The organism is Flexibacter flexilis DSM 6793, assembly GCF_900112255.1.
GTDB lineage: Bacteria > Bacteroidota > Bacteroidia > Cytophagales > Flexibacteraceae > Flexibacter > Flexibacter flexilis.
In genome coordinates this window covers 633358-658773 of record NZ_FOLE01000001.1, presented here as the reverse complement: position 1 = coordinate 658773, position 25416 = coordinate 633358, and the positions used below count along the sequence as shown (strand labels likewise).

The window sequence follows — 25416 nt, the reverse complement described above, 5'->3', positions numbered from 1 at the left end:
TATATTTTTGAGTAAATAAAAAAGGACTTCTAACCATTGCGGCGAAGTCCTTTTTTATTTATTGAATTAAATGTCAATTACTTAATATTTACGCGAATGCCCTCCGAGTGTGTAGTGAACTCTGGCGCGTACATACATTGTATGCTCGTGATGCCATTGGAGAAACTACCCGCTTGCGCCACGCGCAAATCGTATTCAAACACAAACGTACCTTTCGGCAAATAGCCAATAAAGAAGTTAGCCGACGCATCTTTGATGCTTTGGTAATAACCCAAACCGTTGCGCCATTCGTAGCCCGAAAGCGTTTCGGCTGGCTCAAAACCCGACGCACGCAAATCTTTCAGATGTACATATTCCAAATCGCGGTCGGTAGTGATTTCTACACGCACTTGCACCATATCGCCGACTTCTAACGTTTGTGTCGTGATAGGCAAAAGCTCCGTTCCGCGTGCACCTGCTTGTTTTTTGTAGAGCTTTTTGCGGATAACCAACGGATTGTTTTCGGCTTTCGTGATGTGGTCGAGTTGCTCGAAATATTGCCAATACAACGCGCCCCACGCTACGCCCTCATCGCGTTTGGTCACGGTTACGCGCCCCATTTCTGGCTTGATTTGCTCGGCCTCAAACGTAGTTTTGAAATAACCCGTTCCCGCTTCTTGTTTTATTTTGCTCAAATCAATTTTTTGAGAACCTACACTAATTTCGATGGGTTGCGTATCGGTCAGCCAATTGCCGCCTCTGAGCAACAGCGCGTAGCAAGCTTCGGCGGTGGCTTTGGTGGTTTCCCAGTTGGTCGTTTGTTTGTTTTTCAAAAGCCAAACTTTGAGGTCTTCAACGGCTTTGGCGTTTTGGGCTACTTCATCAAACACCTCAATCATAATGGCTTGGCGTTCGATGGGAGCTTCGTACCAGAAATAACCCGAATTAGCACGCCAATACATTCCCATTTCTTCCGAATGCAACGCCTTTTCCGACAAAGAAGCTACGATGCTTTTGGCCGTTTCCTTTTCGTTGTAGCGATGCAAAGCCAACGCCGCCAACCCTTGCGTATAAAGCGGTTGACTGAGCCAATATTTTTTACTTTGACCCAAATAATAACTAAACGCTTCGCGGTTGCGGGCTTCCATTTCTTGTTTAAAGAAACTGCGCGTATAGAGGTAATGAATGTGCAAACCGCCTACGTGTTGTTCTTTAAGATTTACTTTATGCAATTTTTTCAAATACTCGTAGTCTTCGCGCATTTTGTTGTCCAGATACGCAATGGCTTTTTCAGCAATGGCCGCAATGCGTGCATCTTTTTCGATGCTAATCACGCCCAACTGTTGCAAATGCCCGATGCCCGCCACAATGTATTGCGTAATGTACGGGTTTTCGTTCATGCCCTTAAACCACGGAAACGCACCGCTGGCCATTTGCATTTGTTCGAGTTTGGCAATGGCCGCGTCCAAGCCTTCGCCCATTTTTATCATGTCAAACAAAAAAGCAATGCGGCGTTTGTTTTCCGACTCGTTTTTGGCTTGCAGCACCCAAGGCGTTTCTTGCAAAAGCAAACTTTTGAGTTCTTGGTTTTTCTGCAAATTCGACAAAAACGCCGAGCTGTCCGACTGTTTCCATTGCTCAAAAACCGCCTTAATTTTCGGGTTGCTGCCTACAATGTGCGCGGCCAAACTGTTGGCATAATAGCGGCTAAATGTCTGTTCGGCACACTCATACGGATATTCCATCAAGTACGGCAAGGCTTGCACGGCATACCACGCAGGATTTTGCGTAAACTCCAACGTAAGGCTGTGATTGCGTGCCGTCGGGCTGGCTTTCTTGGTCAATTTTTCCAATTCAAACGTTTTGGTCTGCTTGCCGCGAATCGGTAGCGGCAGGGCTTCGGTTACCAAAATGCGGTTGGTCAGCACAGGCAAAACGGCTTCTTCGCCGTCCGAATACGTGCCCGCTTGCGCCACAATTTTGTATTGCACAGCTTCCAAACCTGCTGGCACAATTATTTTCCAAGTGGCCGTGCTGCTCTCGGCGGCTGGGCAACTAAAATCAAATGTGTTGGCCTTGTTGCCTAACTGCTCATCAATGGACTTTTGCGTAAGCGCATCAAAAAGTTGTAGCTGCACTTTGCCTTGCAAAGCCTTGTCTGAGAGGTTTTTAATTTTGGTAGAAAGAAAAATAGTGTCGCTTTCGCGCAAGAAACGCGGCATATTTGGCACGACCATAAGCGTTTTTTGAGTTACCAATTCATTGGTTACCGTCCCGAAACTCACGTCTTTGGTGTGCGCCAAGCCCAACATTTTCCAGCGTGTCAGCGATTCGGGTATCGTGAAATTAACCAAAATCTCGCCTTTGTCGTTGGTTTGCAAGTGCGGCAAGAAAAAGGCCGTTTCATTGAAATTACTACGTGCTTTCACTTCTAGCGGTGCGGCGGCTTGGGCTTGTGGCTTCGGCGGTGCAACGCTGTTGTCCGTATCTGCGGCTTCTTCTTTGGCTATATTTCCAGCCATAAGCGTTTGCTCTGCTACTTTCTTCGCTTTCATGGCTGGAGCAGGTGCAGCGGCAGTTTTCATTTCTACGGAAGCATCACTCATCGACTCATACGCGGCAGTTGGTGCCATGCCTTTGCGCACCGCTCCGTATCTGTAGCGGCGTGGTACATGGATTCGGAAATCCTCGTAACTGTCATCAGACGTATATCTTTCGTAGTGCGTGGCAGGCCAACGGTACGAGTTTAGGGCTTGGGCAAAAGTAGTATTGCCGCCCCAATTCAAGTACGGATAATAGCTATTAAACACACTCATATAGAAACTGTTAGGCGCGAAAGCATCCAAAGAAGCATCGTACAGCGTAGCCAACATTTCGGCGGCTACTTTCTCGGATTTATAACCCGAAATTTTGAGCTTCCAAGTTTCTTTTTCGTTGGGCAAAAGTTTACTTCTGAACGTCTCGAAACTGATTTTCAGGTCTTTGTTCGTGTACGGAACATATACCGTCAGGGTTTGCGAATACGTGTGATTGTGGCGCACGGCGGTCAGGTGTATGCCCACATTGCCTCTGTATTCTTCTTTGATAGGCAAAGAAAGAACGCGTTGTTCGGCGTTGAGTGTGAGTTGTTCGGAGCTGATAATGCGGCCTTCGTGTTCCACTTCGTAGAGTACCACAAAATCTTTTTCACTGCTTACCACCAAAATTTCGGCATTTTCCAAAGGCTCTACGCTGCTGCGCAAAAGTTTAGCCTCAAACACCAACGGTTTGGCTATTTCTTTGCCTTTTGGCGCAATGAGTTTGAACATATACTCGGCTTTTACGGGTGTTTGGTGTTGGTCTTTTGTTTCCAATTCCACCCAATAAACCCCGACAGGCAATTTCTCTAAATCCTTGAAAGTGAGTGCAGTCGTTGTTTTTGTATCAAAACTAATGGTTTGCAAAAGCGTTTTGGGTTCTTGCAAATGATATGGCGCATCGGACGGGAAATCTTTGGCAAAATCACTATCCGAAATCGTAGGCGCGTCGGGCAAAGTCCAATAGCGGCTGTGCGTGGCCTTTGTGCCCGTTTGTACGCGGTAAAGGCGTGCGGTTACCTGTGCGCCAACGGCTTGCCCAACGGTGTTGGTACTGCTGACGGTAAGGTTAATTTTTTGTTCTTTGTTCACTTCCTCGCCGATATTGGCCGTCAGGCGCAACGATGTTTTGCCGACTTGTACGGAAGTGTTGGCCGTGTGCGTTTCACCGTTTTGGTCTATTACGTCGGCTTTGATGTTGTAAATAAATTCCGTTCCGTCCGACTCGGCAAGGTCGGGCAGCGCAGGGAAACGAACTACAAATTTGCCGTTTTGGTCGGTTTTAAGCGTCTGATTCAGTACCACCGTCGAAGTTTTGGAAGCAGGCGGCACCCACCAACACCACCAGTAAATTGGTTTGTAGGCTTGGCGTTCGATGCTTAACACTACTTTCGCGCCGTCCAAGCCGTAACCCGCGAAGGCTTTGGCCACACCCGTTACGCTAATCGTGTCGCCGAGTCGGAAACTGCCCGTAATCGGCTCGAAAGTAGCTTCAAATTTCGGGCGTTTGTATTCTTCTACTTGTATGTTCAGTTCCGCCAAACTGCCATAATTCCAACGATATTCGTCGGTTTCCGCATGATTAGCCACCAATCTAAAACTTCCGTTCAGTACACCCGACGGCAAGGCCACCGAACCGCTCAGGCTGCCGTATTGGTTGGTTTTGTAGCTTTTAGAAAAAACTTCTTCGTCGTTAGGGTCAAGCAATTTTATCCATATTTCCTTGTCGGCCAATACTTTGGCTTTGTCGCGCAGGCCTTTTTCTATCATTATTCCCTTAAAATAAACCGTTTGGGTTGGGCGATAAATGGCGCGGTCGGCAAACAAAAACATTTGCGTTTGGGTCTGTGGCGGCTGTGGCTTGTGAATGTCTCCACCAAAGCTGGTACAATTGCTTAACGTGTCATGGTTGCTTTGCAAAGAAATTGCAATGTGATGATTCTGCATTGGTGGAACATTTGCTCTACCGTCTGCACTGGTAGTCAGGTATTTAGTTTCGCGAACTACTTCTTTGCCCGTATGACTGTCGTAATATTTGTATTCTGCCATCACTTTTACGCCTGCTATTGGCTTGCCTGTTTCGCGATGCAACACACGTATTTCTTTTTCTTGGTTACGCACAAAAAAGCTCAAATCCGATACCTGAAACGCATCTAATTGCAGTTGTTGGGCTTTGCTCAAATCCGCGTCGTTGGCGACAGCAATAATATAATAACCTAAGTCTAAGGCAGGGATTTTGGCTTCTGTGCTGTGGGTTTTGTAGTCGTTGCTGTCTGGTAAATTAACAACTTGCTCATTTACAGGTTTTTTCTTTTCGAGCAAATCCAAAATTTTACTCAAATGTTCTTTGTTGTTGTAATAATGGTAGTCTTTGAACCACTTGTAGTCGTTGCCCGAAATTTTGTAAATGCTCAAACGCGTAGATTTGAGATTGCGGTAACTCAACAAAGCCAGTTGCGGCAGTCCCGAAGGCGTAATATTGAGGTTCGTAACCGAAAGTTCGGGTTGCTGTATGGCGTTAATAATGTTTTGGCAAAGTGCCGCGCCTCTTGACTTTGGATAAAGGCTAATGCCTTGCTGCGCGATTTTGATGGCCTCGTGCGGTTTGCCTGCGGCTTGTCGTTGTTGGGCTACTGTGGCCAAAAACTCCGTAACTTGTTCGTTGTTTTTGTAGGTGTCGGCAGCGGCCAACAGGCTTTTTTCGTAAAGTTCCGTTTTGGTATTGGAGTCGGTGTAATTGTTTAGCACAAATTCGATGCGCTTTTTCTCCAAATTAATCAACGCGTCATTTTTTGGGTCTTGCAAATGGAAAGCGGCAAGTTGCTGATACGTGCGCAACATTCGCCATTTCACCGAAAGGCTGTCGGGCGTGCCGATGTTGAGCTTTACAAATTCTTTGGCCAACCCAAAATACGCGGGATTGTTGATATAAAATTGCTCGTGCGGACGCGTGTTAAAAAGTTCGTCGTTGTTGAGTGCGTCCAGCGCACGCATAGCCAAAATATCAAAAAGCGTCGGGTACAAATGGCGGTTTTGCTTGCCTCCCGTCGTGAGCGTCTCAAACTGCGCCATCGGCAACTGTTGTAGTTGCTTGGCATTTTGCATAGACTGTTCGTAATGCGTAATTATTATTTCGGACAACTGGTTGATGTTCAGGGTTGCCAGTGTCTCGATGGTCGGCACTTTGCCCTTGAGTTCCACGTCTTTTGGCGCACTCATTTCATAAATTCGCCAACGGTTATTGTCCAAATATTGTTGGTAATATTGCCCCAAAACTGAATGCAAAACACCACTTTTGGCAACCGAAATCTTTTTGTTTTGAAGCTGTTGTTCTAAAGCAATAATGTTGCTCGCCTCATAATCTTCGTCTTTGGAAGCGGAAATAGAAGCCAGATAGAACAACACTTTGATTTGTTGCACTTCGTTTTTTTCGGCAATGGCTTTTCGCTCGATTTCTTCTACTTTTTTGCGTGCCGATTCGGGCAGGCCTTTGCCCATGAGTTTGTCGGTTTCGGCCCAAAGGCTTTCATAACTGGTGTTTTTCATGGTTGGTGTTTTTGTTTGTGCGAAACTAGTGTTTGCCCATGCCCACACGCATAAAACAAACAGTAATAAAGGGTGTCGTTTCATTTTTTTTGATTTTGTTAGTTGGCTGTTGTATGAAAATAAAAAAGTATATTTTATGTAAAAAAGCCTCTCAGTTTTGCACATACTGAAAGGCTTTTTTAGAATAAATTACGGAAAAAATTAACGACGATACGATACAATATAGTCGTTCAAATCTTCTACGCTGCTCGGAAATGTAAACACGTCATTTATCACAAAATAATTGTTAATATCGAGTGTATAACCGTATGCAAATTTTGCAAAATCTAATCTTCTATCCTCAAAAGTAAACATTTTGGCAAGCTCTTTTACTTGTGAAGTAAGCAAACAGTTTGATGTAATTACTTGCTTGGCAATCATGAGTTTGTTGTCGTCAAAAGGCTGCTTGGCGATAGAGTTTTTCGCGGCCTGAAACGCATCAGGTTGCATCGGATAAGGGCAACCGTACACACCAGTATAACCAGGCAAAACGTAAGGTTGTGGCGTTGGAGGAGGTACTACACCACCGTTGGTGGTTGTCGTAGTCGAATTTCCTGTATTTACCTGGCCTCCAATGGTTACGCCGCCTACGCTGATTTGACCGTTTACGGCTACACCGCCGTTGGTAGTAGTCGTGGTGGTGGTACTTCCGTTCGGGCGTGGTGGATTAGGCGTTGGGTTGTAGCCGCCGTTATTGTTGTAACCACCATTATTATTGTAGCCATTTCCGCCACTATTATTATTGTAATTATTGGCATTGGCTGCACCGCCACCAATTTGATTTTGACTTACAAAACGCAACACGTATTTTGATTTCTTTTTGCGAATAGCATAAGTAATTTCTTCGCCATAATAAACGTATAAAGTATTGTCCATTACCCCCAAGCGTTTATCTTCAAAAATGACACGCATTTTGTAATTTTCGGAAGTGAGTCCCGTGAGTTTTACGTTTGTTTCTGGGCGTTGATTTTGGCGAACACCGTTCAGAATTATTGTGAATCTTTCGCCATTTTCTGTAAATAAAATAGCGTTAGCAGTTTGGGCAAATGCTATTGTTTGAGCGGCCAAACAGATGAGCAAAAAAGTGAATAGCTTTTTCATAAAATTGAGTAAGTGTGTATCAAGTGAATGTATGGTTTTTGTTTTATAAAAGCTCTTTTTCAAATATAATGCCAAAAAAATATTTTCTTGATTTAAGAAAATAAATAAAATTATAAAAGTTTATTATTCAGTCTTTTATAATTATTTTATTTTAATAAAAGGCGTGATAATTCGTTCACTTTTCTGTAAATTACGGTCTTTGATTTGCACTTTGAAACAAACTTCCGACACCGTATCGTCGAAGAAGTAGAAAGATTTGAGGTCGTAGCGCAGTGTGCCTTCCAACGCACCGCTTTTTTCGGGCCGAATACGCGGAAAACGCCCGTAAAAAGTGCCGTCGATGCTCGAAAGCGAAGGCATTGGGATCGAATCTATGCGGCCATTGGCTTTGCGCTGAAAGCAGTCCACCGTAATATTAAAGTAATCAGGATTGAAACTTCCGTTGCTCGAAAGTCTTTGATAAGGCGCATTCGTGTCCGCAGCGTTCAGCCCCAAATCGCCGTTTCCGTCGCGGTAGTTGAGCGTGATGGCGATAGTATCTTGCTTAAAATCACCACCTTCTATAAATGCCATGGTGCGGTACGAAATGGAAGGCGTGTCCGAAAAATTAGGCTTACCGAAGCAACCCGAAAGCGTAGCTAAAAACCCTACTAATAGAATATATATGTTGTTTCGTTTCATTATCGTGCAATGTTTAGAACCTATTTCTGTTGCCTTTTCTAACGTGCAGCCAGCGGCTCATAGTACATTTTTCTGAGGCCATAAAGGTATAAAATTTATCCAAACATCTGCATTTAGTCATGGAGAAGTCCACAACTAAGACTGATTGTATGTTATTATTTTACCAAAAGATTTGCTTATTGTTTTTTTTGGTATAATATTGAGGTTGGTTTTATAAACAATAGGGGTGCCGAAAACTAAATATAGAGTAGGCGAAACAATTAAATAAAAACAATAATAATATGGCAGAGCAAAAACCTCTACAATCTAAAACCACCATGATTTTGATTAGCTTCTTTTTGGGCGGCTTGGGTATTCACCGTTTACTAATGGGCTATTCTAATTGGTGGTTAATGCTTATCACTTTGGGCGGCTGTGGTATTTGGTCTTTGATAGACTTTATTCGTATTATTACGGGAAGTCTAAAAATGGCAGATGGCCGTGATTTAGCTTAATAAAAACTACTTTTAAAAGAAAATCAACTTGGGTTAGTGTTGTTCGCTAACCCAAACTTATTTTTTAGCTCATTGATTTATGGATTTAAAGAAAGATAACGAAAAATATTGTACCGAATGCGGTTCGCTTATCAATAAAAAAGCAGAAATATGTCCGCGTTGTGGGGTTCGCCAAACGCCGCCGCAAGTAGTTGCTACAGGAGAAAATCGCTGGCTTACTTGTTTGCTACTTTGCTTCTTTTTGGGGGGCTTCGGAGTTCATCGTTTTTATACTGGCCATACAGGAATAGGTATTTTGCAACTCATCACGCTTGGTGGTTGCGGCATCTGGACTATTATTGATTTTGTTATGATTGTTACGGGCAATTTCAAAGATGCACAAGGTAATGTTATTACTCAAAACACTGCCGTTTAAACTTTTAAGCTATTGCAAAGAAAATTGGATCCCCAGTTTAGTTGTTTTTTATTTGCTGATTTCCAGTATTTTGCAAGCTATCACCAGCATAGACATTGGTATTCCGTGTCTTTGGAAAACTTTGTTTGAGACTTCTTGCCCCAGTTGCGGACTTACGACTTCGTTTGTGTGCTTGTTGCGTGCCGATTGGCTGGCCGCTTGGCAAACCAACAAACTCATTTATGTAGTGCTGCCTGCCGCAAGCTTTTATTTGCTTCAAGATTTTTGGCGTTTTTGTACAAAATGAGCCGACTAAATCAATGCCCCAGATAGATAAGTTTGGGGCTTTTTTGTGCCCAAAACCTTTAGATTTCCCAAATCCATAGGTTTAAGATTATGCTTAAATGCTTTGAAAAAAGGCTAAATTCGGTCATATTTGCCGCTTTGCGTTGATTCTGTAAAATTTTATCTATACAATGAAAATATCATATTCTTGGCTCAAGAAAATTATAGATTTGCCTGAAGACCCCGACTATATTGGCAAACTCCTTACTCGTTCGGGTTTGGAAGTGGAAAGCGTGGAGGAAATCGAACCTGTACGCGGCGGCTTGGAAGGCATGGTAGTTGGTTACGTGGTTACTTGCGAAAAACACCCCGATGCCGACAAACTCAGCAAAACGACGGTGGACATTGGCAGCGATATTATCGTACCGATTGTGTGCGGTGCACCAAATGTAGCTGCTGGTCAGAAAGTTATCGTGGCCACCGTTGGCGCGACACTTTACCCTGCCGAAGGCGAACCTTTCAAAATCAAGAAAGCCAAAATTCGCGGCGAAGCCTCCGAAGGCATGATTTGCGCCGAAGACGAAATCGGGTTGGGCAAATCGCACGCAGGCATTATGGTGCTGGATACCAACTTGCCAGCAGGTACGCCAGCCGCCAAATATTTTAACCTCGAAAAAGATTTTGTATTTGAAATAGGCCTTACGCCCAACCGCGCTGATGCAGCTTCGCATTGGGGCGTGGCGCGTGATTTGCGTGCGCTACTCAACCGCGATTTGCATTTGCCGTCGGTGGAGGCTTTCAAAGCTCCCGAAAATGAATTTCCGATTGCCGTAACCGTCGAAAACTCGGAAGCGTGTCCGCGTTTCGGTGGCGTGGTGATAGATGGCGTAACGGTGGGCGAGTCGCCAGAATGGTTGCAAAAAGCCTTGATTTCCATTGGTTTATCGCCAATAAATAACATCGTGGACGTAACCAATTACGTGATGCACGAGTTAGGCCAACCGCTTCATGCTTTTGACGCGGCAGCGATTGCAGGTAACCAAGTGATTGTAAAAAATGCAGCCGAAGGCGCGAAATTCGTAACCTTAGACGGACAAGAAAGAACGCTTCAGGCCACCAACCTGACCATTTCCAACGCCACAGAGCCAATGGCGATTGCGGGCGTTTTTGGTGGTTCAAAATCAGGCGTAAAAGACAGCACAACGCGCATTTTCTTGGAAAGTGCCTACTTCTCGCCTGTGTCGGTGCGCAAAACCTCGCAAGTGCTGGGTATCAAAACCGATGCTTCGTTCCGTTTCGAGCGCGGCGTAAATCCAGACGGCAATATTTACGCGCTTAAGCGTGCCGCTTTGTTGATTTTGGAAGTGGCGGGCGGCAAAATCGCTTCGTCTGTGACGGACATTTATCCGCAAGCCATACAGCCGTTTGACTTTGAAGTTAAATACAAAAACATTGATAGACTCATCGGTAAAAGCATAGACCGCCATTTCATTCACCGTATTTTGCAAAATCTTGACATAAAAATCACGCAAGAAAGCAATTACGGACACGAAGGTTTTGAGGAAAGTTTCCGCGTAAGTGTGCCGCCGTATCGCGTGGACGTGCAGCGCGAAGCTGACATTATCGAAGAAATTTTGAGAATTTATGGCTTTGAAAATGTGGAGATTTCCGAGCATTTGAGCACGGACTTTTTGGCATCGTTTCCGCAACCCGACAAAGAGCGTTTGCAAACCGATGTAGCGCGTTTGTTGGCGGCCAATGGTTTCAATGAAATTTTAACTAATTCTTTGACCAAAGCCACTTACACGGACCTGACAGAGTCGTTTAAATCCGAACTTAACGTGCCGATTCTCAATCGTTTGAGTGAAGATTTGGGCGTAATGCGTCAAACTTTGTTGTTTTCGGGTTTGGAGGCATTAGCGTATAACATTAACCGCCGCCAAAAAGACCTGAAAGTATTTGAATTTGGGAAAGTGTATAGCCGCAAACCTGAAGGCGGTGAAGGTCAAAAAGCGTATCAAGAAGAATTGCATTTGGCGTTGTTGGTTACGGGCGACAAACACCCAGAATCGTGGCAGGCCAAAGCCGAAAAAACCGACTTCTTTGTGTTGGCGGGTGCGGTGCAGCAAATTTTGGCGCGTTTGGGCATCAATGCCGAGCAACAAGCCGTTCAGAATGATATTTTTAGCTACGGTTTGGCTTTCATGCTCAACAACAGAGCCGTTGCAACGGTTGGTTTGGTAAATCCGAAATTGGCCAAAGCTGCCGAAGTAAAACAAACGGTTTTCTTTGCGGATATTGCTTGGGATTATTTGCTCAAAAAATATTCGGCCAAACACAAATTCCAAGACGTGGCCAAGTTCCCAGAGGTTCGCCGCGATTTGTCGTTGGTGCTGGACAAGCAAGTTTCTTTCGACCAAATCAAGAAATTGGCCTTGCGTACTGAGAAAAAAATCTTGCAACAAGTCAATGTGTTTGACGTGTACGAAGGCGACAATATTGGCGCGGGCAAGAAGTCGTATTCGGTAAGTTTCACGCTTCAGGACGAAGCCCAAACGCTGACCGATGCCGTCATTGACAAAACCATGACACGCCTCATGGAAGTTTTTGAAAAAGAATTAGGCGCGGTAATTCGTAAATAATCAATGCTTTTCAGAACATCGGTTTTCGTCGGCAACCTGCGCGAGAACCGATGTTTTTTGTTTTTATTACAATCCAAACAAAAAACGTTGGCCTGTTGCGCCTACGCTTTTATTCTAACCAATACAAAATCATGTATTCATACGCAGAACTCAAACATTTTGCCAAACAAATATTCCTAAAAATGGGCTGCTCGGAAACACACGCCGAGACGACGGCCACCAATTTGCTGTCGGCGGACTTGCGCGGTGTGGACTCGCACGGCGTGGCGCGTTTGTCGGGCTACGTGCGCCTCTGGGAAGCGGGTCGCATTAACCCAACCCCCAACATTCGCATCGTACACGAAAGCCCCAGTACGGCGGTAGTGGACGGCGATGCGGGACTGGGCATGGTGGTCGCGGATTTTGCTATGAAAGTTGCCATCGAAAAAGCCAAAGTAGCGGGCACGGGTTGGGTTTCGGTGCGCAACTCCAACCATTACGGCATTGCAGGCCAATACGCTATGCAAGCCCTCGAACACGACCAAATCGGTTGGGCAATGACCAACGCCAGTCCTTTGGTTGCGCCGACTTTTGCCGCCGAAAGATTATTGGGTACAAACCCGATTGCCATTGCTATTCCCGCCGACAAACAACCTGCTTTTGTAGCGGATTTTGCTACCACGACTGCCGCTAACGGCAAGCTGGAAATTTTGCAACGCAAAAACCAAGACGCGCCTACTGGCTGGATGCAAACCGCTGACGGACAACCTGCTACCGACTCAAATACCGTGAAAAATGGCGGTGCGTTGTTGCCGCTCGGTGGTGACCGCCAACACGGAAGCCACAAAGGTTATGCACTGGGTGCGATTGTCGATATTTTTTCGGCGGTGCTTTCGGGTGCGAATTACGGACCATTTGTGCCGCCGTTTGTCAGCTATGTTCCGTTGCACCCTAACCCCGTTGGAGAAGGACTTGGGCACTTTTTTGGGGCAATGCGCGTAGATGCGTTTCGCCCTGCCAGTGAGTTTAAATCGCACATGGACAACTGGATAGAAACTTTCCGCAAGGCCAAAACCACGTCCGAAGCCGACCAAGTGTTAATCCCTGGTGATGTGGAACGCCAAGCTACCGCAGAGCGTTTGCGCGACGGCATTTATTTGCTCGAACCTGTGGTAAAAGATTTGGGACAGTTGGCCGAAAAATTTGCTGTACCAGCTCCAACAGCATTATAATTGATTGATTTCAAACGAAATACCCTTCAATTTCTCTTATAGCTTTAGAAAAATTGAAGGGTATTTTTTATTTAAAATTGCCATTACGTAAGCCATAATTCGTCAGAGTGTTTTACTCGAATTGAAAAAATCTGTGTTTGAACGGAATTTTTCGACAAGCAAATAAGCGTGATAAAAAAATTGCATAGGCAAAATCGGTTATTTATTCGGATGTATTGCCTTCTCCTATCCATTTTTTTAGTGTGGGACAAGTGTTACCATCTTCGGAATAGGTTTGTACTTGTTGCTCTTGGCGCACACCAACATACAGCATATTTTCTTTAAAGTTATAAACAATAATAAAGTTTGTATTGTCGCAGTTATGCGCTTGACAAGCCGAGGCAACAAACTGATTTTCATCTACTTTTATCGGTTCTTCTACTTCCCAAAATTCTTTGAGCGCATTATAATTTTCGCCCATTAGTTTTTGCAAACGCGTGGTGAGTTGTGGTGAATTGAGCAACTTTACCTCGTACGGATACTTTCCGTTTAGTTTCTTTAGAAATTCTAAATCTTCGGCAGGTGCGCGTTCTGAGTGAGGGTCGGCGGCGTGTGGCATGGCTGGAATTTCGGCCGCTTTTTCTGCGCTAAGTGGTTGTTCTGTAATTGTTTTTTCGTTGGCACAAGCGGCAAACAAGTAAATAAAACTGCTAATCAGAATTGTTTGGGTAAACTTTTTCATAAATAATAAAGAATAGATAATATGCTAAAAGATTATTGATTCAAACTTACGAAAAGCATTTTTTTAAAAACAGCGATTTTACATAAAAAATAAAGGGCAAGTAATCAAATACTTACCCTTTACCAAAATCATATTATATTTTATTTACTGGAAATGCTGTACAAAAGGCCTATGGCAAGTGTTTGACTTGTCTGGATATGATAGTCCATGTCTTCGTCATAAAGCAATGTTCCAGAAAGATTTACGCTCACAAATTTATTGATTTTGGCGGCCAGCAGCACATCCAAACGGTTGTCAATGGCGCGTAGGGTTTCGTAGTTGGCAAAAGCCGCATAACGTACTTTCAAGTTCATGTTTTTGGCAATATCTTTATCAAAACTAGCGATAAACTGAAAGGCGATTTCGTTACGAACTTTCGAGCCGATATCAACCCCATAATTTTTGGGGACGTTGTGGTAAAGCGTGGTATCAGTTACAAAAGTTTGGCGCAGTGTTCCTGTGCCGAAGCGCAACCAAAAATAACTCACAGGTTTGTATTCCGCCCCGATGGAGTTGGTAAGGTAGGCAGGCGCAAAAAAACGAGAAATCAGATACGATTTTTCTTCACCCGTAACCGCATCTTTTTTATACTCGTAGCCTTTGTCGAACTGCGCCGCGAAGTTGGTAGAGGCAAACAAGTTCCAGTGCGGCGAAATTTTATAACCCAATTTTGAATCTAAGAAAATGCGGTCGGCATTTTTGCGTAAAGATTGGCCGTCATTTTTCAGAAAACCGTATTGCAACTGCAAATCATTGTTGAAAGAAAGACGCGTATTTTCGTAGTTGGCATGGCCGTTAAAGAAAAGCCCCACCGCAATAGAGTTTACACCGCCGCCCTTCCAGTTGCTACTAAAAGAAGCTTGGTTAAGGTTTGTCCCTGTTTGTATATCAGATTTCCAGTGGCTTACTTTTAGGCTGTCTGTTGGCGCGGCAAAAGCCGTAGCACTGAGTATAAGCCCCAATATGAGCATAGTAATTTTGGTTTGCATCGTTATTTTGATAGAAAATAATTTAGATGATTTTTGTTTGTGATATGAATGAAATGTATTTATTGTTATAGAGTATATGTATTTTGTTATCAACTTGTTAGCTTATAAACGCAAACAATCCCCAAACTGAACTTATACAAGAATAGTTTGAGGATTGGTATTGATAATGGCAATAAATCTATGGTTTGAAAACCTCGTCTTGTTCGCTGAGGCCTTCCACGATTTGCACAAATTCCACGTCGTTGAGACCTGTCTTAATTTTGATGCGTTGCGCTTTGCCGTCGCGGTTCACACGTACCGAATCGTTGTGTACATAAAACTTCGGCAGCACCAACACATTTTTTTGTTTTTCAAAAATAATGTTGGCTTCGATGGTTGAGCCTGCATAAAATTTCACGTCGGTAGGCATTTCGATTGTAGCCAAAGCCTTGATACTCTTGTTTACCAAACCAATTTTTGGGTAAATCTTTTTGATTTTGCCCGAAAAATAACGGTTCGGAAATGCATCGCTCGAATAGACGACCTCTTGCCCTTCGCGAATCCAGTTGATGTCCGTTTCGTCGATGGCCAGTTCTACTTCATACGCTCCCGCTTGCCCAATTTCCATGACAACTACCTGAGGAGCAATTAGTTCCCCCAAACGGCCTGCAATGTCGTACACGCGACCATTGATCGCCGAATTAATCGTAAAATTATCTTTGCCCACTTGCTGCGACTTATAAACCTGCTCGGCATTGGCCACGTCCGTGCGGAGCTTTTGGCGTGTGCTTTTGTAGGTTTCTTGAGCGCGTTGGTAGTTTTGGAAAGAGGTTTCCGACAACGTACGGGCTTGGTCTAAGGCTACTTGCGTAGTGGCTTGCTCTGCCCACAAATTCTTGTAACGCACGTAGTTAGTGGAGTCCAAACGGAATTTGGTATAAGCCGCTGCAATTTCTTCGCGTGCCGCTTTCATCATAGATGAGTTTTCCGCCAAATTGGATTTGGCCAAAGCCATATTGTTGCGAGCTACGCTAATGTTATAGTCCGAAAGCTCATTTTTGATACTAAATAACGGTTGGCCTTCACGTACAGAGTCGCCTACTTGCACGTATAATTTTTGTAAATAACCGCCCACGCTGCTGTTGGCGCGGTAATAGTTAAGCGGATATACTTTTCCTGAAGCATAAATCGCTTGCGTTACGTCGCGGCGCGAAGGATGAATGGGTTTTTCGCGATTGAGGCAACCTTGCATCAGTGCCGCACTCATCGCCAACGACAATACAATATTTTTGGATAGATTCATCTAAATTCAATATGAAAATTTGCACATTGTTGGTGCGCAACAAAAAACACCTGCAAAAGAACACAAAAAAGCGATTGGATAATAGCTTTTAATCTCTCAAAACGAAAGTTTTCCTACACGAAAACTTGTAAACTGCTATCAAAATTAACTTTATCTTTGGGATTTGATACGAAAATTGCCCAACCATGAGCTTTGAAATAAAATTGCCTTTGTTTGAAGGGCCTTTCGATTTGCTACTGTTTTTCATCGAACGCGACGAGTTAGATATTTACGATATTCCGATTGCACGCATTACGGACGAGTTCTTGGAATATGTCAAACACTTAGAAAAAATAAATATTGAAATGGCCAGCGAATTTATTTTGGTGGCTTCTACGCTCATGCGAATTAAAGCGAAAACATTGCTGCCGCGCCCCGACCTCGACGCTAAAGGCAACGAAATAGACCCGCGTGAAGAGTTGGTAAGGCATTTGTTGGAATATAAAAAATACAAATCCGTAGTACAGACACTCGCCCAAATGGAAGACGACCGTTCCAATCAGTTTTCGCGCGGCAATGCCTTGGCCGAAGTGCTGCAACTAGCCGAACAGAACAACGACGAAGCCGAATTACAGCATTTGGATTTGTACAAATTGCTCAAAGTGTATCAGCGCGTCATGAAACGTTTTGAGCTGGAACAGCAACGCCCCGTGCATACGGTGGTGCAATATCCGTACAGCATTGAGCAGCAAAAAGAGCATATTTTGGGTCAATTATTTTTCAAAACGCGCATTGGCTTTGGCGAGTTGCTCACGGAGTTTCCCAACAAAATTGCGGCTGTTTTTAATTTTCTGGCTATTCTGGAACTGCTGCAATTAGGCCAAATCGGGTTGCACATCGAAGAGGGTTTTAATCAGTTTTGGGTGGAACGCCCCGCCACGAGCGAAGTAGAAATTTTAGCCGAATAAAATTATCTGATGCCTTACGCGCCTACATTTTTCTTTTATTCGCCTCGCTATACGGATTGGTTACGTGCTCAAATCCCGCAGCAATTGCAACGTTGGCAAACGCCAGAGGCCTGTCTTTTGGCTTGGTATAACACTGATAAAAAGCAACTTACAAGCACCGTTCGGGCTTCTTTTGGGGGAATAGAAGCGACCACTCACGCCAATTTTGCAACGCATCAGTATTTGTACGGCCAGTTGCTCGACTGGGCTAAGGCGCAAGGCGCAACGCAAATCAAGGTAGTGTTACCGCCAGAGTGTTACGCGCCGAATGTGGCTTGGCAAGCAGAGATTTTGCGGGAACTGGGCTTTGAGTTGTTGTACCAAGACCTTAATTTTCATTGGGAAATAACGCCCGAACCCGTGCAAACGCGCTGGTCGGGGCAGGCGCGTTGGAAGTTGAGCAAGTCGCAGCGCATGGGCTGGACTGTAACGCGTGTCAGCAACCCCGATTTGGCCAAAACCTACGATTTTATTTTGGCCAGTCGCGCGCGCAAAGGTTTTGAGTTGAGTATGAGCCAAGCGGATTTTGTGGCGCAATGCACGCAATTTCCGCACGACTACCAAGTTTTTGAAGTGCGCAACGCGGCGGGCGAACTGTTGGCCAATGCCGTTACGTTGGCCGTATCGGAACAGGTATTGTATGTTTTTTATACGGCAGATGCGCCGCAAGCACGGGCTTTAAGCCCTGTGTTGCTGCTACACGCGGGCATTTATGCGTATGCGCAAGCACAAGGTTTCGGGTATTTGGATTTAGGTACAGCCTCGCTGCAAGGCATTGTAAATGAAGGTGTAGCGCATTTTAAGCAAACGGCTTTAGGCGCGAGGCCAACCCCAAAATATACGTTTTTGAAAAAATTAGTTTAAGCATTTTACACAAAAAAAGCCGCCCAATCTTGAGCGGCTTTCGTATTTTTATTCGTCGAGCATGGTGGTTTCACCTTGCAAGATTTTACATTCGGAATATTCGGGGTCAATGTTAATAAATACTTCGCCTTTCGTTTTGTCGAACCACTTGTTCATGGCTTCTGCTTTTTTCTCTTGCAGTGCCGCGTGTTGTATTTTCTGATAATCGTCTTTGAGGTTGGCAGCGTGCGGCGGTGTTTTTGATTTGAAATAAATCAGGCGCAAAGCGTCTTTGCCGTCGTCGGTGCGCACGGGTAGCGGCTTAGTAATCTGACCAATTTTCATGGTATCCGTGATAAAATAAATCACAGGGTCAAGATTTTCGGTAGCAATGTGCGTGCTGTTGGTGGTGGCATCCGTGAAATAACCGCCATTATTTTTAGTGGTTTCGTCGCTAGAAAATTTCTTAGCTGCTTTTTCAAATGTAATACTGTCTTGCATAATCGCCGTGCGGATGCTGTCGAGGCGTGTGCGTGCATCTTCCAAATCTTGTGCCGAAGAAGTCGGGCGTAACAAAATGTGGCGCGAACGATATTCTGTGCCACGTTTTTCGATAAGTTGAATCAAGTGCAAACCAAATTGAGATTCTACAATCCCCGACAACTCATTGGGTTTGAGTTGCAAAGCGGCTTGCTCATACTCTGGCACCATTGCGCCACGTCCCCAAAAACCTAAGTCGCCACCTTCGGCAGCAGAGGCAGGGTCTTGCGAATACACACGCGCCAACGTTCCGAAATCTTCGCCTTTTTCGATGCGGCCTTTCAGCGTTTCGAGTTGGGCGCGGGCTTCGGCTTTGCGGTCTTTACCAACTTTTGGAGTCAGGATAATTTGCCCGATTTCCACTTCCGTCGAGAAAAACGGCAAGCTGTCGGTCGGAATTTCATTGAAGAAACGCTTCACTTGCGCAGGCGTAACTTTTACGTCTGCCGTAATGCTGTTCTGCATTTTTTCAGCCAACATCATTTCTTTTACTTGCTTGCGCAACTCTACTTTGAACTGCTCTACGGTTTTCTTGTAATAGGCTTCGAGCTTTTCGCGTGAGCCAATCGTCGAAATCATGTATTGCATACGGCGGTCGAGTTGTTCGTTTACCATTTTCTCTTCTACCGTTACCGAGTCGATGTCGGCTTTGGCCAACATAAGTTTATTAATCACCAAATTTTCCAACACTTTGCAGCGCATATCAGGGCGTTGGCGTTGGTTGTTTTGGCTGGCTTGCAAATATGCTACTTCCAAATCAGATCTGAGAACGATGTAGTTATCTACTTTTGCAATAATTTTATCAATGCTTTGGCCTTTGAGTTGGGCGTTGGCGCGTGGGGCAGATGCCGCCAACAATGCCACGCACAAGGCACTAAGGTTTAACCAATATTTCAAATTCTTGTTGTTTTTGGGCTTGTTTGTAAACATCGTTGGAAAGTGTATTGAGCAATTCTGTTTTTCTTTGATTAAGAATAATTCCTTTTACTTGTGCTTGCACGTAAGCTAACGGTGCAGTCTGCCCCGATATTTTATAAGCACTTATTTTGAGCAAATAAACAAAATCTTCGTCTTGTTTTTGACTAAAAGTATTTTTGCTTACAAAATCGTTTTTGTTAGTGATTTCGGAAAAGGGCGTACCGCGCACCAATTCTTCAAAATTAGTCCAAACCGTGTCTTGCAGTTGGTAGGTGGTGGCAAAGCGTATGCAATAAGAGCGAAACTCTTGGCGGTCAGCCTCTTTGCGCGACTTGAACCAGTCCATTGCCTTGTCTTGCTTGGGCGTTCCTTTGGGCAGTTGCACCCACTGGGCTTGCACGATGGGAGAGCGCAGCAAGAAATTAGTTTGGTTTTCGGTATAAAATTTATTGATGTCGGCTTCGGTCAGGTTCGTGTCCAGATGCTCGGTAATGTATTTTTGTTTGAAAGCCTCTACGAGCAAATCGCGGCGATATTGCTCCACTTTTTCTTCTAAGTCAGTGGGTGTAAAACCTTGATTGTTAGCTTCTTTCTCCCAAAGTTGTTGGCGTACCCACGCTTCGGCGTAGCGCGTGATGCGTTGCACGCTGTCTGTGTGCGAAATGTTAGGCGCGAGCACATCGGCAAGCTCTGCGTAAGTGAGCGTTTTCGTTCCCACTTTGGCTACAACTTGTTGTGGGTCAATGCTCGGCGATTGGGCGGCTTGCTCTGCTTGCTTTTGGCAGCCCAACAATCCTATTCCCAAACCAATTAGCCCTAAAAATGATATTTTCACGTTCATCAAAACTGTATTAGCCTCAAAATAAGGGGCAAAGATAGACAAATCCGCCCAACAAAAAAGACGTAGCCGCGTGGCTTACGTCTCTGAGTAAAAATGTTAGGATTGCAAAATGAGTCCCAACCATGTGTTTTGTTAAAAATCCCAAATGGAACTATTGCCGCGTCTGAAATGCTTTCGCATATCCATCACGAAGGCCAAAATGAGATACAAAATCACGGGCGAACCCATTGTCAGGAAGGAAGTATAAACAAAAAATAAGCGAATACCCCCCGACGAAATGCCCATGTAGTCGCCCAAACGAGCGCAAACTCCAAAGGCTTGTTTTTCGCAAAAAATTTGAATTTTCTTCGTCATTGCTTTCTATAAATCAGGGTGAGTAACTAAGATTATTTTGTTAATAACTCGGCACAAATGTAGGAAAAAAAATATAAATTCGTATTATTGCGGCTTTGTTAGTGCAATCAAATCTTTAATGTCGAATTTAATTTTAAGTTAATAAACATTGCAAAACGATGATTTCTAAAAAACTGATTTCCGGTGCTTTGCTTCTTGGCTCGGCAGCTTCATTTTCGAGCTGTACCTTGAGCAAGATGATCAAAATGGCTAAAGACCAGCAACTTACCATTACGCCTTCTCCTTTGGAGCTACATGGTGACTCGGTAAAGTTTGAAGCTTCGGCGCTTTTGCCTCTAAAAATGTTGAAGAAAAATACTGTTTACACAGTATATCCGACGTACAACTACGGCGACCAAAAAGTAGCAGTAGGCGACGTACAATTTAAAGCCTCTGACTTCCCTAATTCAAAAGTAGAGCAGCCGAAAGTAACACGCAAATTTGCGTTTGCTTATGGCGGCGAAGCCATGAACAAAGGTACGCTTACTGTAAAAGGTACTGCGGCAAACCTTAACGGCAAATCTAAAACGACACCTGCGCCAGATATGACCATTGCACAAGGTCTTATCACTACTTCGCGCCTCGTACAAGATGCGTATTATCCTGTATATGCTGACCACGGTTATAACAATGCTGAAGAGCTTACGCCAACCAATGTAGCTTTCTATTTCGAGCAAGGCAGTGCCAAATTGCGCGTGGTAGAAACGGGTGGCAAACGTGGTAAATTCTTGGACGCTTTCATCGCACACAAAAACGTAACACGTACCGTAACCGTAACGGGTGCGCACTCGCCAGAAGGCCGTGAAGCGAAAAACGTTTCGTTGGCTGAGCAACGCGCTGGCGCAATCGAAAAATACTACCGCGCACGCCTCAAAAAATTTGATTATGGCAAAAAAGCAGACTCAATTGAGTTTGTTACAAAATCCGTAGTACAAGATTGGACAGCTTTCAAAGATTCGTTGGCAACATACAAAAAATTGTCTGAGTCTGAGAAACAAGAAATCTTGGCTGTAATTGATAACGGCGAAGGCGATTTCGTAGCAAAAGAACAAAAATTGCACGCGTTGCCATCGTACAAAAAAGTTTTCAACGACATTTATCCAAAATTGCGTAATGCAGGCACTGAAATTTTGACGGTTCTTCCTAAAAAGACAGATGCTCAAATTTCGGTTTTGGCTAAAAATATCACTGAAAGCAAAGCAGACGCAAAAGTTCTTACAGACAAAGAATTGGCTTACGCGGCAACGCTTACGCCAATTTTGAGCGAAAAAGAAGCGATCTACTTGGCTGCTACTAAGAAAAACGATAGCTGGGCTTCGCACAACAACTTAGGTGCTGTGTACTTGGAGTTTGCTAAAAAAGCAGCTTCTCCAGCAGAACGCAACCAATACGTGGACAAAGCCGTTACACACTTCGACATTGCAAAAGCAAAACAAGAATCTGCGGAAGTTTACGCTAACTTGGGTACTGCGCAACTCATGAAAGGAAATGTTACGGCTGCCGAACAATCGTTCCAAAAAGCACAAACACTTTCTCCTTCGGACGATGCTCGCAAAGCTGTAAACAGCATGGCGGGTGTGTTACAGATCAAAAAAGCACAATACCAAACGGCTGTTTCTAGCTTCACAAACGGCCTAAACGATGCGCTTGTAAGCTACAACAAAGGTTTGGCGCAATTGCTTAACCAAGATTTCGCTAACGCTTCGGCAAGCTTCGAGGAAGCAACTAAAGCTAATCCTCAATTGGCAGTTGCTTACTACGCTGCTGCTGTGTCGGCTGCTCGTCAAAAGAAAGAAGACGTGTTGGCAGCTAACCTTGCAAAAGCCATCAGCGTTGATTCTAACTTGCGTGCACGCGCTATCAACGATTTGGAATTTGCTGGTTTCGCTTCAAGCCAAAAATTCAAAGATGCAATTCGCTAATCAATAGCATTTTGCTTTCTTCAAATAAAAAAACGCCTGCTTTTCGGCTCAGAAAGGCAGGCGTTTTTGCTTTTATCCGAATGTTTTCTTGTCAAACAGGCAATAATCCAGTATCATTGTAACGTTCTATATAAAGTGAATTGTAATTTGCTCAATCAAAACGATTAAGCGAATCGCAGTAAAAAGAATTAGGTTGCTATGCTAAAATTCATGAGGGAACATATCGCATTTAGAGTATTGTGGCTGCTAATGGGCTTACACATACTCAATTACAGTGTGGACAGTCCCGATAAGCAACCCAATTACGTTCCCGAAGATTTGAGTTATAACGACATGGAAAGTATTGCAGAAATTGTGTTGGAACAATTTCTGGACATAGACGATGCCATGGCCGAACACGACGAAGATGACGACGAAAGTGGCAGTAGTTTTTCCAAAAAAAGAACATTTGATGTATTCGTGTGCCACAAATTCATCAAAGTAGTAATTGGTTGCCCTTGTTATCGCGACATTACTTTTCTTTCAACTTATACGGAGCAATTTTTTGAACAGTTTAATGCTGAAATAATTCCCCCTCCGCCCAAAGCCTAATTTTTTTTGACATTCTGTATTATCCGACCCTGATACGTGCGGGGCTTGGCGTAGCGTAGGCATCTCCTTCCGATGGCCTACTCAATATTCTTTTGTTTCATTATTAACATCCCTCAAAAACAATGAAAAATATAGCATTGATTTTGAGCCTGTTTGCTATTGTCGTTTTAGCAGCCTGCTCAACTAAAATTCAGCATCAAAAAGAAGAAAAATTTAAGGTGGCCAGTCCGTTGGTAAAAGATACGGTTTACACCAGCGAATATGTAGCCGAGCTGAATGCCATTCAGAACGTGGAAATTCGCACACGAATAAAAGGCTACATCGAAACGATTCGGGTAGATGAAGGCCAGAACGTAAAGAAAGGGCAAACGCTGTTTTCGGTGAGCAGTCGGCGTTATCAGCAAGATTTGCGCAAAGCCAAAGCCAATCTGAAAAGCGTGTTGGCCGAGCTAAAATCCGCTGAAATAGAACTGGAAAGTTCCCGAACATTGCTCAAAAAAAATATCATTGCCCAAACCGAATACGATTTGGCGGCGGCCAAAGTAGATGCGCTCAACGCCAAGCTCGAAGAGGCCGAATCGGAAGAGGCACAGGCCAAACTCAATTTGTCTTTTGCCGAAATAAAAGCTCCTTTCGACGGGATTATTAACCGCATTCCATACAAAACAGGAAGTTTGGTAGAAGAAGGAACATTGCTTACAACTCTTTCCAACAACAAAGAAGTGTACGCGTATTTCAATGTTGCGGAGAAAGATTATTTGGATTATGTAATCACGAAAGGCGGCGGAAAATCCAAAGAAGTAGATTTAGTATTGGCCAATGGCAGTGTTTATGCGCACAAAGGCATTATTGAAACGACAGAAAGCGAGTTTGACAAAAGCACAGGCAATATTGCTTTTCGTGCCAAATTCCCGAATCCCGAACAAATCCTCAAACACGGCGCAACTGGCAAAGTACAAGTAAGTACAGCGTTGAAAAATGCCATGCTTATTTCCCAAAAATCAACTTTCGAGATTCAGGGCAATGTGTACGTGTATGTAGTGGATAAAAACAATGTAGTACAAATGCGCAAAATCACTCCAACGGTTCGTTGGCCGCATCTGTATGCCATTGGTGCGGGACTTTCTCCTTCCGACAAATTTATTTATGAAGGAATACAGCGAGTAAAAGAAGTAAGGGGTATAAAATGAAATGTCCAAGAGAGAAAAAGAAAAATGTGCGAAATTTGCACAGAAATGCAGTTTTTGGCGGTTTTATGAAAAAATGAAATGTCCATGCGCCGCTATAATACATCTACCTTGTAACGGTACAATTAACCCATAAAAAAGCCCGTAAAACAGCGATTAACCTACCAACAGGCATAAAGCCCGTATATTAACCTAAAACGCTGTAAAACAACCATATTAACGCCGAAATTATAGGCCGTTTAAACCGAAATTAAAGCCTCATTACACGCTGTATAAAGCCGATGTAATGAGGCTTTTTTATGCCCTGAAAAATAGCCCAAAAATGACCCAAAAAATAGTTGGGTACGCAGTTGGGTACGCAGTTGGGTACGCAAATCACTGTTTTAAAATACGTGTACGAATAGGTATAATGTATAAAAACAGCCATAAAAAGCGCGTAATACTAATATAGATACCCCTTTATTACAGGCGTATGAATGTATTTATTTGTCATAACTGATTGAATATCAGATATTTGAATGATTTTTAGTGTAATTGTTATGCAAAAAATGCGCACACAGCTTCGCAAAACCGCGTGAACTACTATAATTCTCGCGGTTTATTAGGGTACTACCCCATAAAAAAGCCAAAGACTACATGCTTAAACATACCGAGTATGTACCAATATGTTTGCTCGTCAAATTTGGCGTGCAAATAATATGGTTGATAATCAATAGTTTATAGTTGTCGTTTTTTGCCGTCCAGATTTGGACAGTAAAAACAGAAGCTAATTAAGATGGCTGGGTAACATGAATACGAGTAGTCGTGCTACTTTTTTTGCATTCCTCCAACTGAGCCATGAGCATCTGAACCATCATAGCCTGCTGCGCAATAGTCTGCTGCTGCGCTTCTATGGTTTGCTGCTGTGCCTCTATCGTCTGTTGCTGTGCGGTACTTATTGATGAAGGTTCTACGGCGGGGCTGGCTGAATCTGCATCAATAAGCATCGAACCTTTGCCAGTTAATAACCATGTAGCACTAATGTCTGAATATATGGTCAATATATTGGCTATTGCATCAGAATTTAGTGGTGTCTTTTTCGCCTCTCCCTTAAAACTGCCATAGGTCATACCTATATTAGCAAAAAAAATTTCTTTGCTAACTCCTTTATTTTCAGCAATAAGAAGTACTCGCTCTTTGATATTGGTAAATTTATTTTCCATAAAATTTGGATTTT

The 25416-nt window shown here is 43.8% G+C and carries 20 protein-coding genes; 10 read left to right on the top strand and 10 right to left on the bottom strand.

The features are described 5' to 3' along the window. Positions 1–77 precede the first annotated feature (77 nt). From BM090_RS02945 to BM090_RS02935, 3 genes are all read right to left on the bottom strand, one after another. Positions 78–6101 carry an alpha-2-macroglobulin family protein gene (locus BM090_RS02945; RefSeq protein ID WP_177199819.1) on the bottom strand — a complete coding sequence of 2008 codons (6024 nt, stop codon included), beginning with the start codon at positions 6099–6101 and terminating at the stop codon, positions 78–80. Between the two features lie 201 nt (positions 6102–6302). Next, positions 6303–7241 carry a proline and serine-rich protein 1 family protein gene (locus BM090_RS02940; RefSeq protein ID WP_143083847.1) on the bottom strand — a complete coding sequence of 313 codons (939 nt, stop codon included), beginning with the start codon at positions 7239–7241 and terminating at the stop codon, positions 6303–6305. Between the two features lie 141 nt (positions 7242–7382). Further along, the gene (locus BM090_RS02935; protein WP_143083846.1) at positions 7383–7922 is read right to left on the bottom strand and encodes a hypothetical protein; all 540 of its coding nucleotides are present in this window, start codon (positions 7920–7922) and stop codon (positions 7383–7385) included. Between the two features lie 281 nt (positions 7923–8203). Here BM090_RS02935 and BM090_RS02925 point away from each other — a divergent pair, with 281 nt between their 5' ends. The 5 genes from BM090_RS02925 (at position 8204) to BM090_RS02905 (ending at position 12948) form a co-directional block, all read left to right on the top strand. Further along, positions 8204–8416 (top strand): TM2 domain-containing protein, encoded by a 213-nt coding sequence (locus tag BM090_RS02925; protein WP_091507029.1) that lies wholly within the window; start codon positions 8204–8206, stop codon positions 8414–8416. A 79-nt stretch (positions 8417–8495) separates the two neighbouring features. Further along, complete coding sequence (locus BM090_RS02920) at positions 8496–8831, top strand: TM2 domain-containing protein (protein ID WP_091507025.1); 336 nt, start codon at positions 8496–8498, stop codon at positions 8829–8831. Beyond that, a complete protein-coding gene (locus tag BM090_RS02915; RefSeq protein WP_177199818.1) occupies positions 8803–9117 on the top strand; it encodes a DUF2752 domain-containing protein in 315 nt (104 codons plus the stop codon). The genes BM090_RS02920 and BM090_RS02915 overlap by 29 nt, the downstream gene beginning before the upstream one ends. 169 nt (positions 9118–9286) lie before the next feature. After that, positions 9287–11737, top strand: coding sequence for a phenylalanine--tRNA ligase subunit beta (pheT, locus tag BM090_RS02910; protein ID WP_091507019.1), 2451 nt, complete (start codon positions 9287–9289; stop codon positions 11735–11737). Between the two features lie 131 nt (positions 11738–11868). After that, entirely contained in the window at positions 11869–12948 is a 1080-nt protein-coding gene (locus BM090_RS02905; RefSeq protein ID WP_091507826.1) for an Ldh family oxidoreductase, read from the top strand. Positions 12949–13150: 202 nt separating this feature from the next. Here BM090_RS02905 and BM090_RS02900 read toward each other — a convergent pair whose 3' ends face one another. The 3 genes from BM090_RS02900 to BM090_RS02890 form a co-directional block, all read right to left on the bottom strand. After that, on the bottom strand, positions 13151–13669 hold the full coding sequence (locus BM090_RS02900; RefSeq protein WP_091507015.1) for a hypothetical protein: 519 nt from the start codon (positions 13667–13669) through the stop codon (positions 13151–13153). Positions 13670–13809: 140 nt separating this feature from the next. Beyond that, the gene (locus BM090_RS02895) at positions 13810–14697 is read right to left on the bottom strand and encodes a DUF3078 domain-containing protein (protein ID WP_091507012.1); all 888 of its coding nucleotides are present in this window, start codon (positions 14695–14697) and stop codon (positions 13810–13812) included. A 178-nt stretch (positions 14698–14875) separates the two neighbouring features. Continuing rightward, a complete protein-coding gene (locus BM090_RS02890; protein WP_091507009.1) occupies positions 14876–15979 on the bottom strand; it encodes an efflux RND transporter periplasmic adaptor subunit in 1104 nt (367 codons plus the stop codon). A gap of 185 nt (positions 15980–16164) precedes the next feature. On the opposite strand from BM090_RS02890, the gene BM090_RS02885 reads away from it, so the two are divergent. Both BM090_RS02885 and BM090_RS02880 read left to right on the top strand, forming a co-directional pair. After that, entirely contained in the window at positions 16165–16926 is a 762-nt protein-coding gene (locus tag BM090_RS02885) for a segregation and condensation protein A (protein ID WP_091507006.1), read from the top strand. Positions 16927–16935: 9 nt separating this feature from the next. Next, positions 16936–17829 carry a GNAT family N-acetyltransferase gene (locus BM090_RS02880; protein WP_091507004.1) on the top strand — a complete coding sequence of 298 codons (894 nt, stop codon included), beginning with the start codon at positions 16936–16938 and terminating at the stop codon, positions 17827–17829. Positions 17830–17877: 48 nt separating this feature from the next. On the opposite strand, the gene BM090_RS02875 is transcribed toward BM090_RS02880, so the two are convergent. From BM090_RS02875 to BM090_RS02865, 3 genes are all read right to left on the bottom strand, one after another. Then, a complete protein-coding gene (locus BM090_RS02875) occupies positions 17878–19245 on the bottom strand; it encodes a peptidylprolyl isomerase (protein ID WP_245756669.1) in 1368 nt (455 codons plus the stop codon). Then, positions 19223–20101 (bottom strand): hypothetical protein, encoded by an 879-nt coding sequence (locus BM090_RS02870; RefSeq protein ID WP_221405325.1) that lies wholly within the window; start codon positions 20099–20101, stop codon positions 19223–19225. The genes BM090_RS02875 and BM090_RS02870 overlap by 23 nt, the downstream gene beginning before the upstream one ends. A 138-nt stretch (positions 20102–20239) precedes the next feature. Next, the gene (locus tag BM090_RS02865; RefSeq protein ID WP_091506996.1) at positions 20240–20461 is read right to left on the bottom strand and encodes a PspC domain-containing protein; all 222 of its coding nucleotides are present in this window, start codon (positions 20459–20461) and stop codon (positions 20240–20242) included. A 158-nt stretch (positions 20462–20619) separates the two neighbouring features. Here BM090_RS02865 and BM090_RS02860 point away from each other — a divergent pair, with 158 nt between their 5' ends. From BM090_RS02860 to BM090_RS02850, 3 genes are all read left to right on the top strand, one after another. Continuing rightward, entirely contained in the window at positions 20620–22422 is a 1803-nt protein-coding gene (locus BM090_RS02860; RefSeq protein WP_091506993.1) for a hypothetical protein, read from the top strand. A 210-nt stretch (positions 22423–22632) separates the two neighbouring features. After that, complete coding sequence (locus BM090_RS02855; RefSeq protein ID WP_143083845.1) at positions 22633–23013, top strand: hypothetical protein; 381 nt, start codon at positions 22633–22635, stop codon at positions 23011–23013. Between the two features lie 122 nt (positions 23014–23135). Then, the gene (locus BM090_RS02850) at positions 23136–24203 is read left to right on the top strand and encodes an efflux RND transporter periplasmic adaptor subunit (RefSeq protein ID WP_091506988.1); all 1068 of its coding nucleotides are present in this window, start codon (positions 23136–23138) and stop codon (positions 24201–24203) included. A gap of 767 nt (positions 24204–24970) precedes the next feature. On the opposite strand, the gene BM090_RS02845 is transcribed toward BM090_RS02850, so the two are convergent. Continuing rightward, positions 24971–25402, bottom strand: a complete 432-nt coding sequence (locus BM090_RS02845) for a hypothetical protein (protein ID WP_091506985.1) — start codon at positions 25400–25402, stop codon at positions 24971–24973. Positions 25403–25416 lie beyond the last annotated feature (14 nt).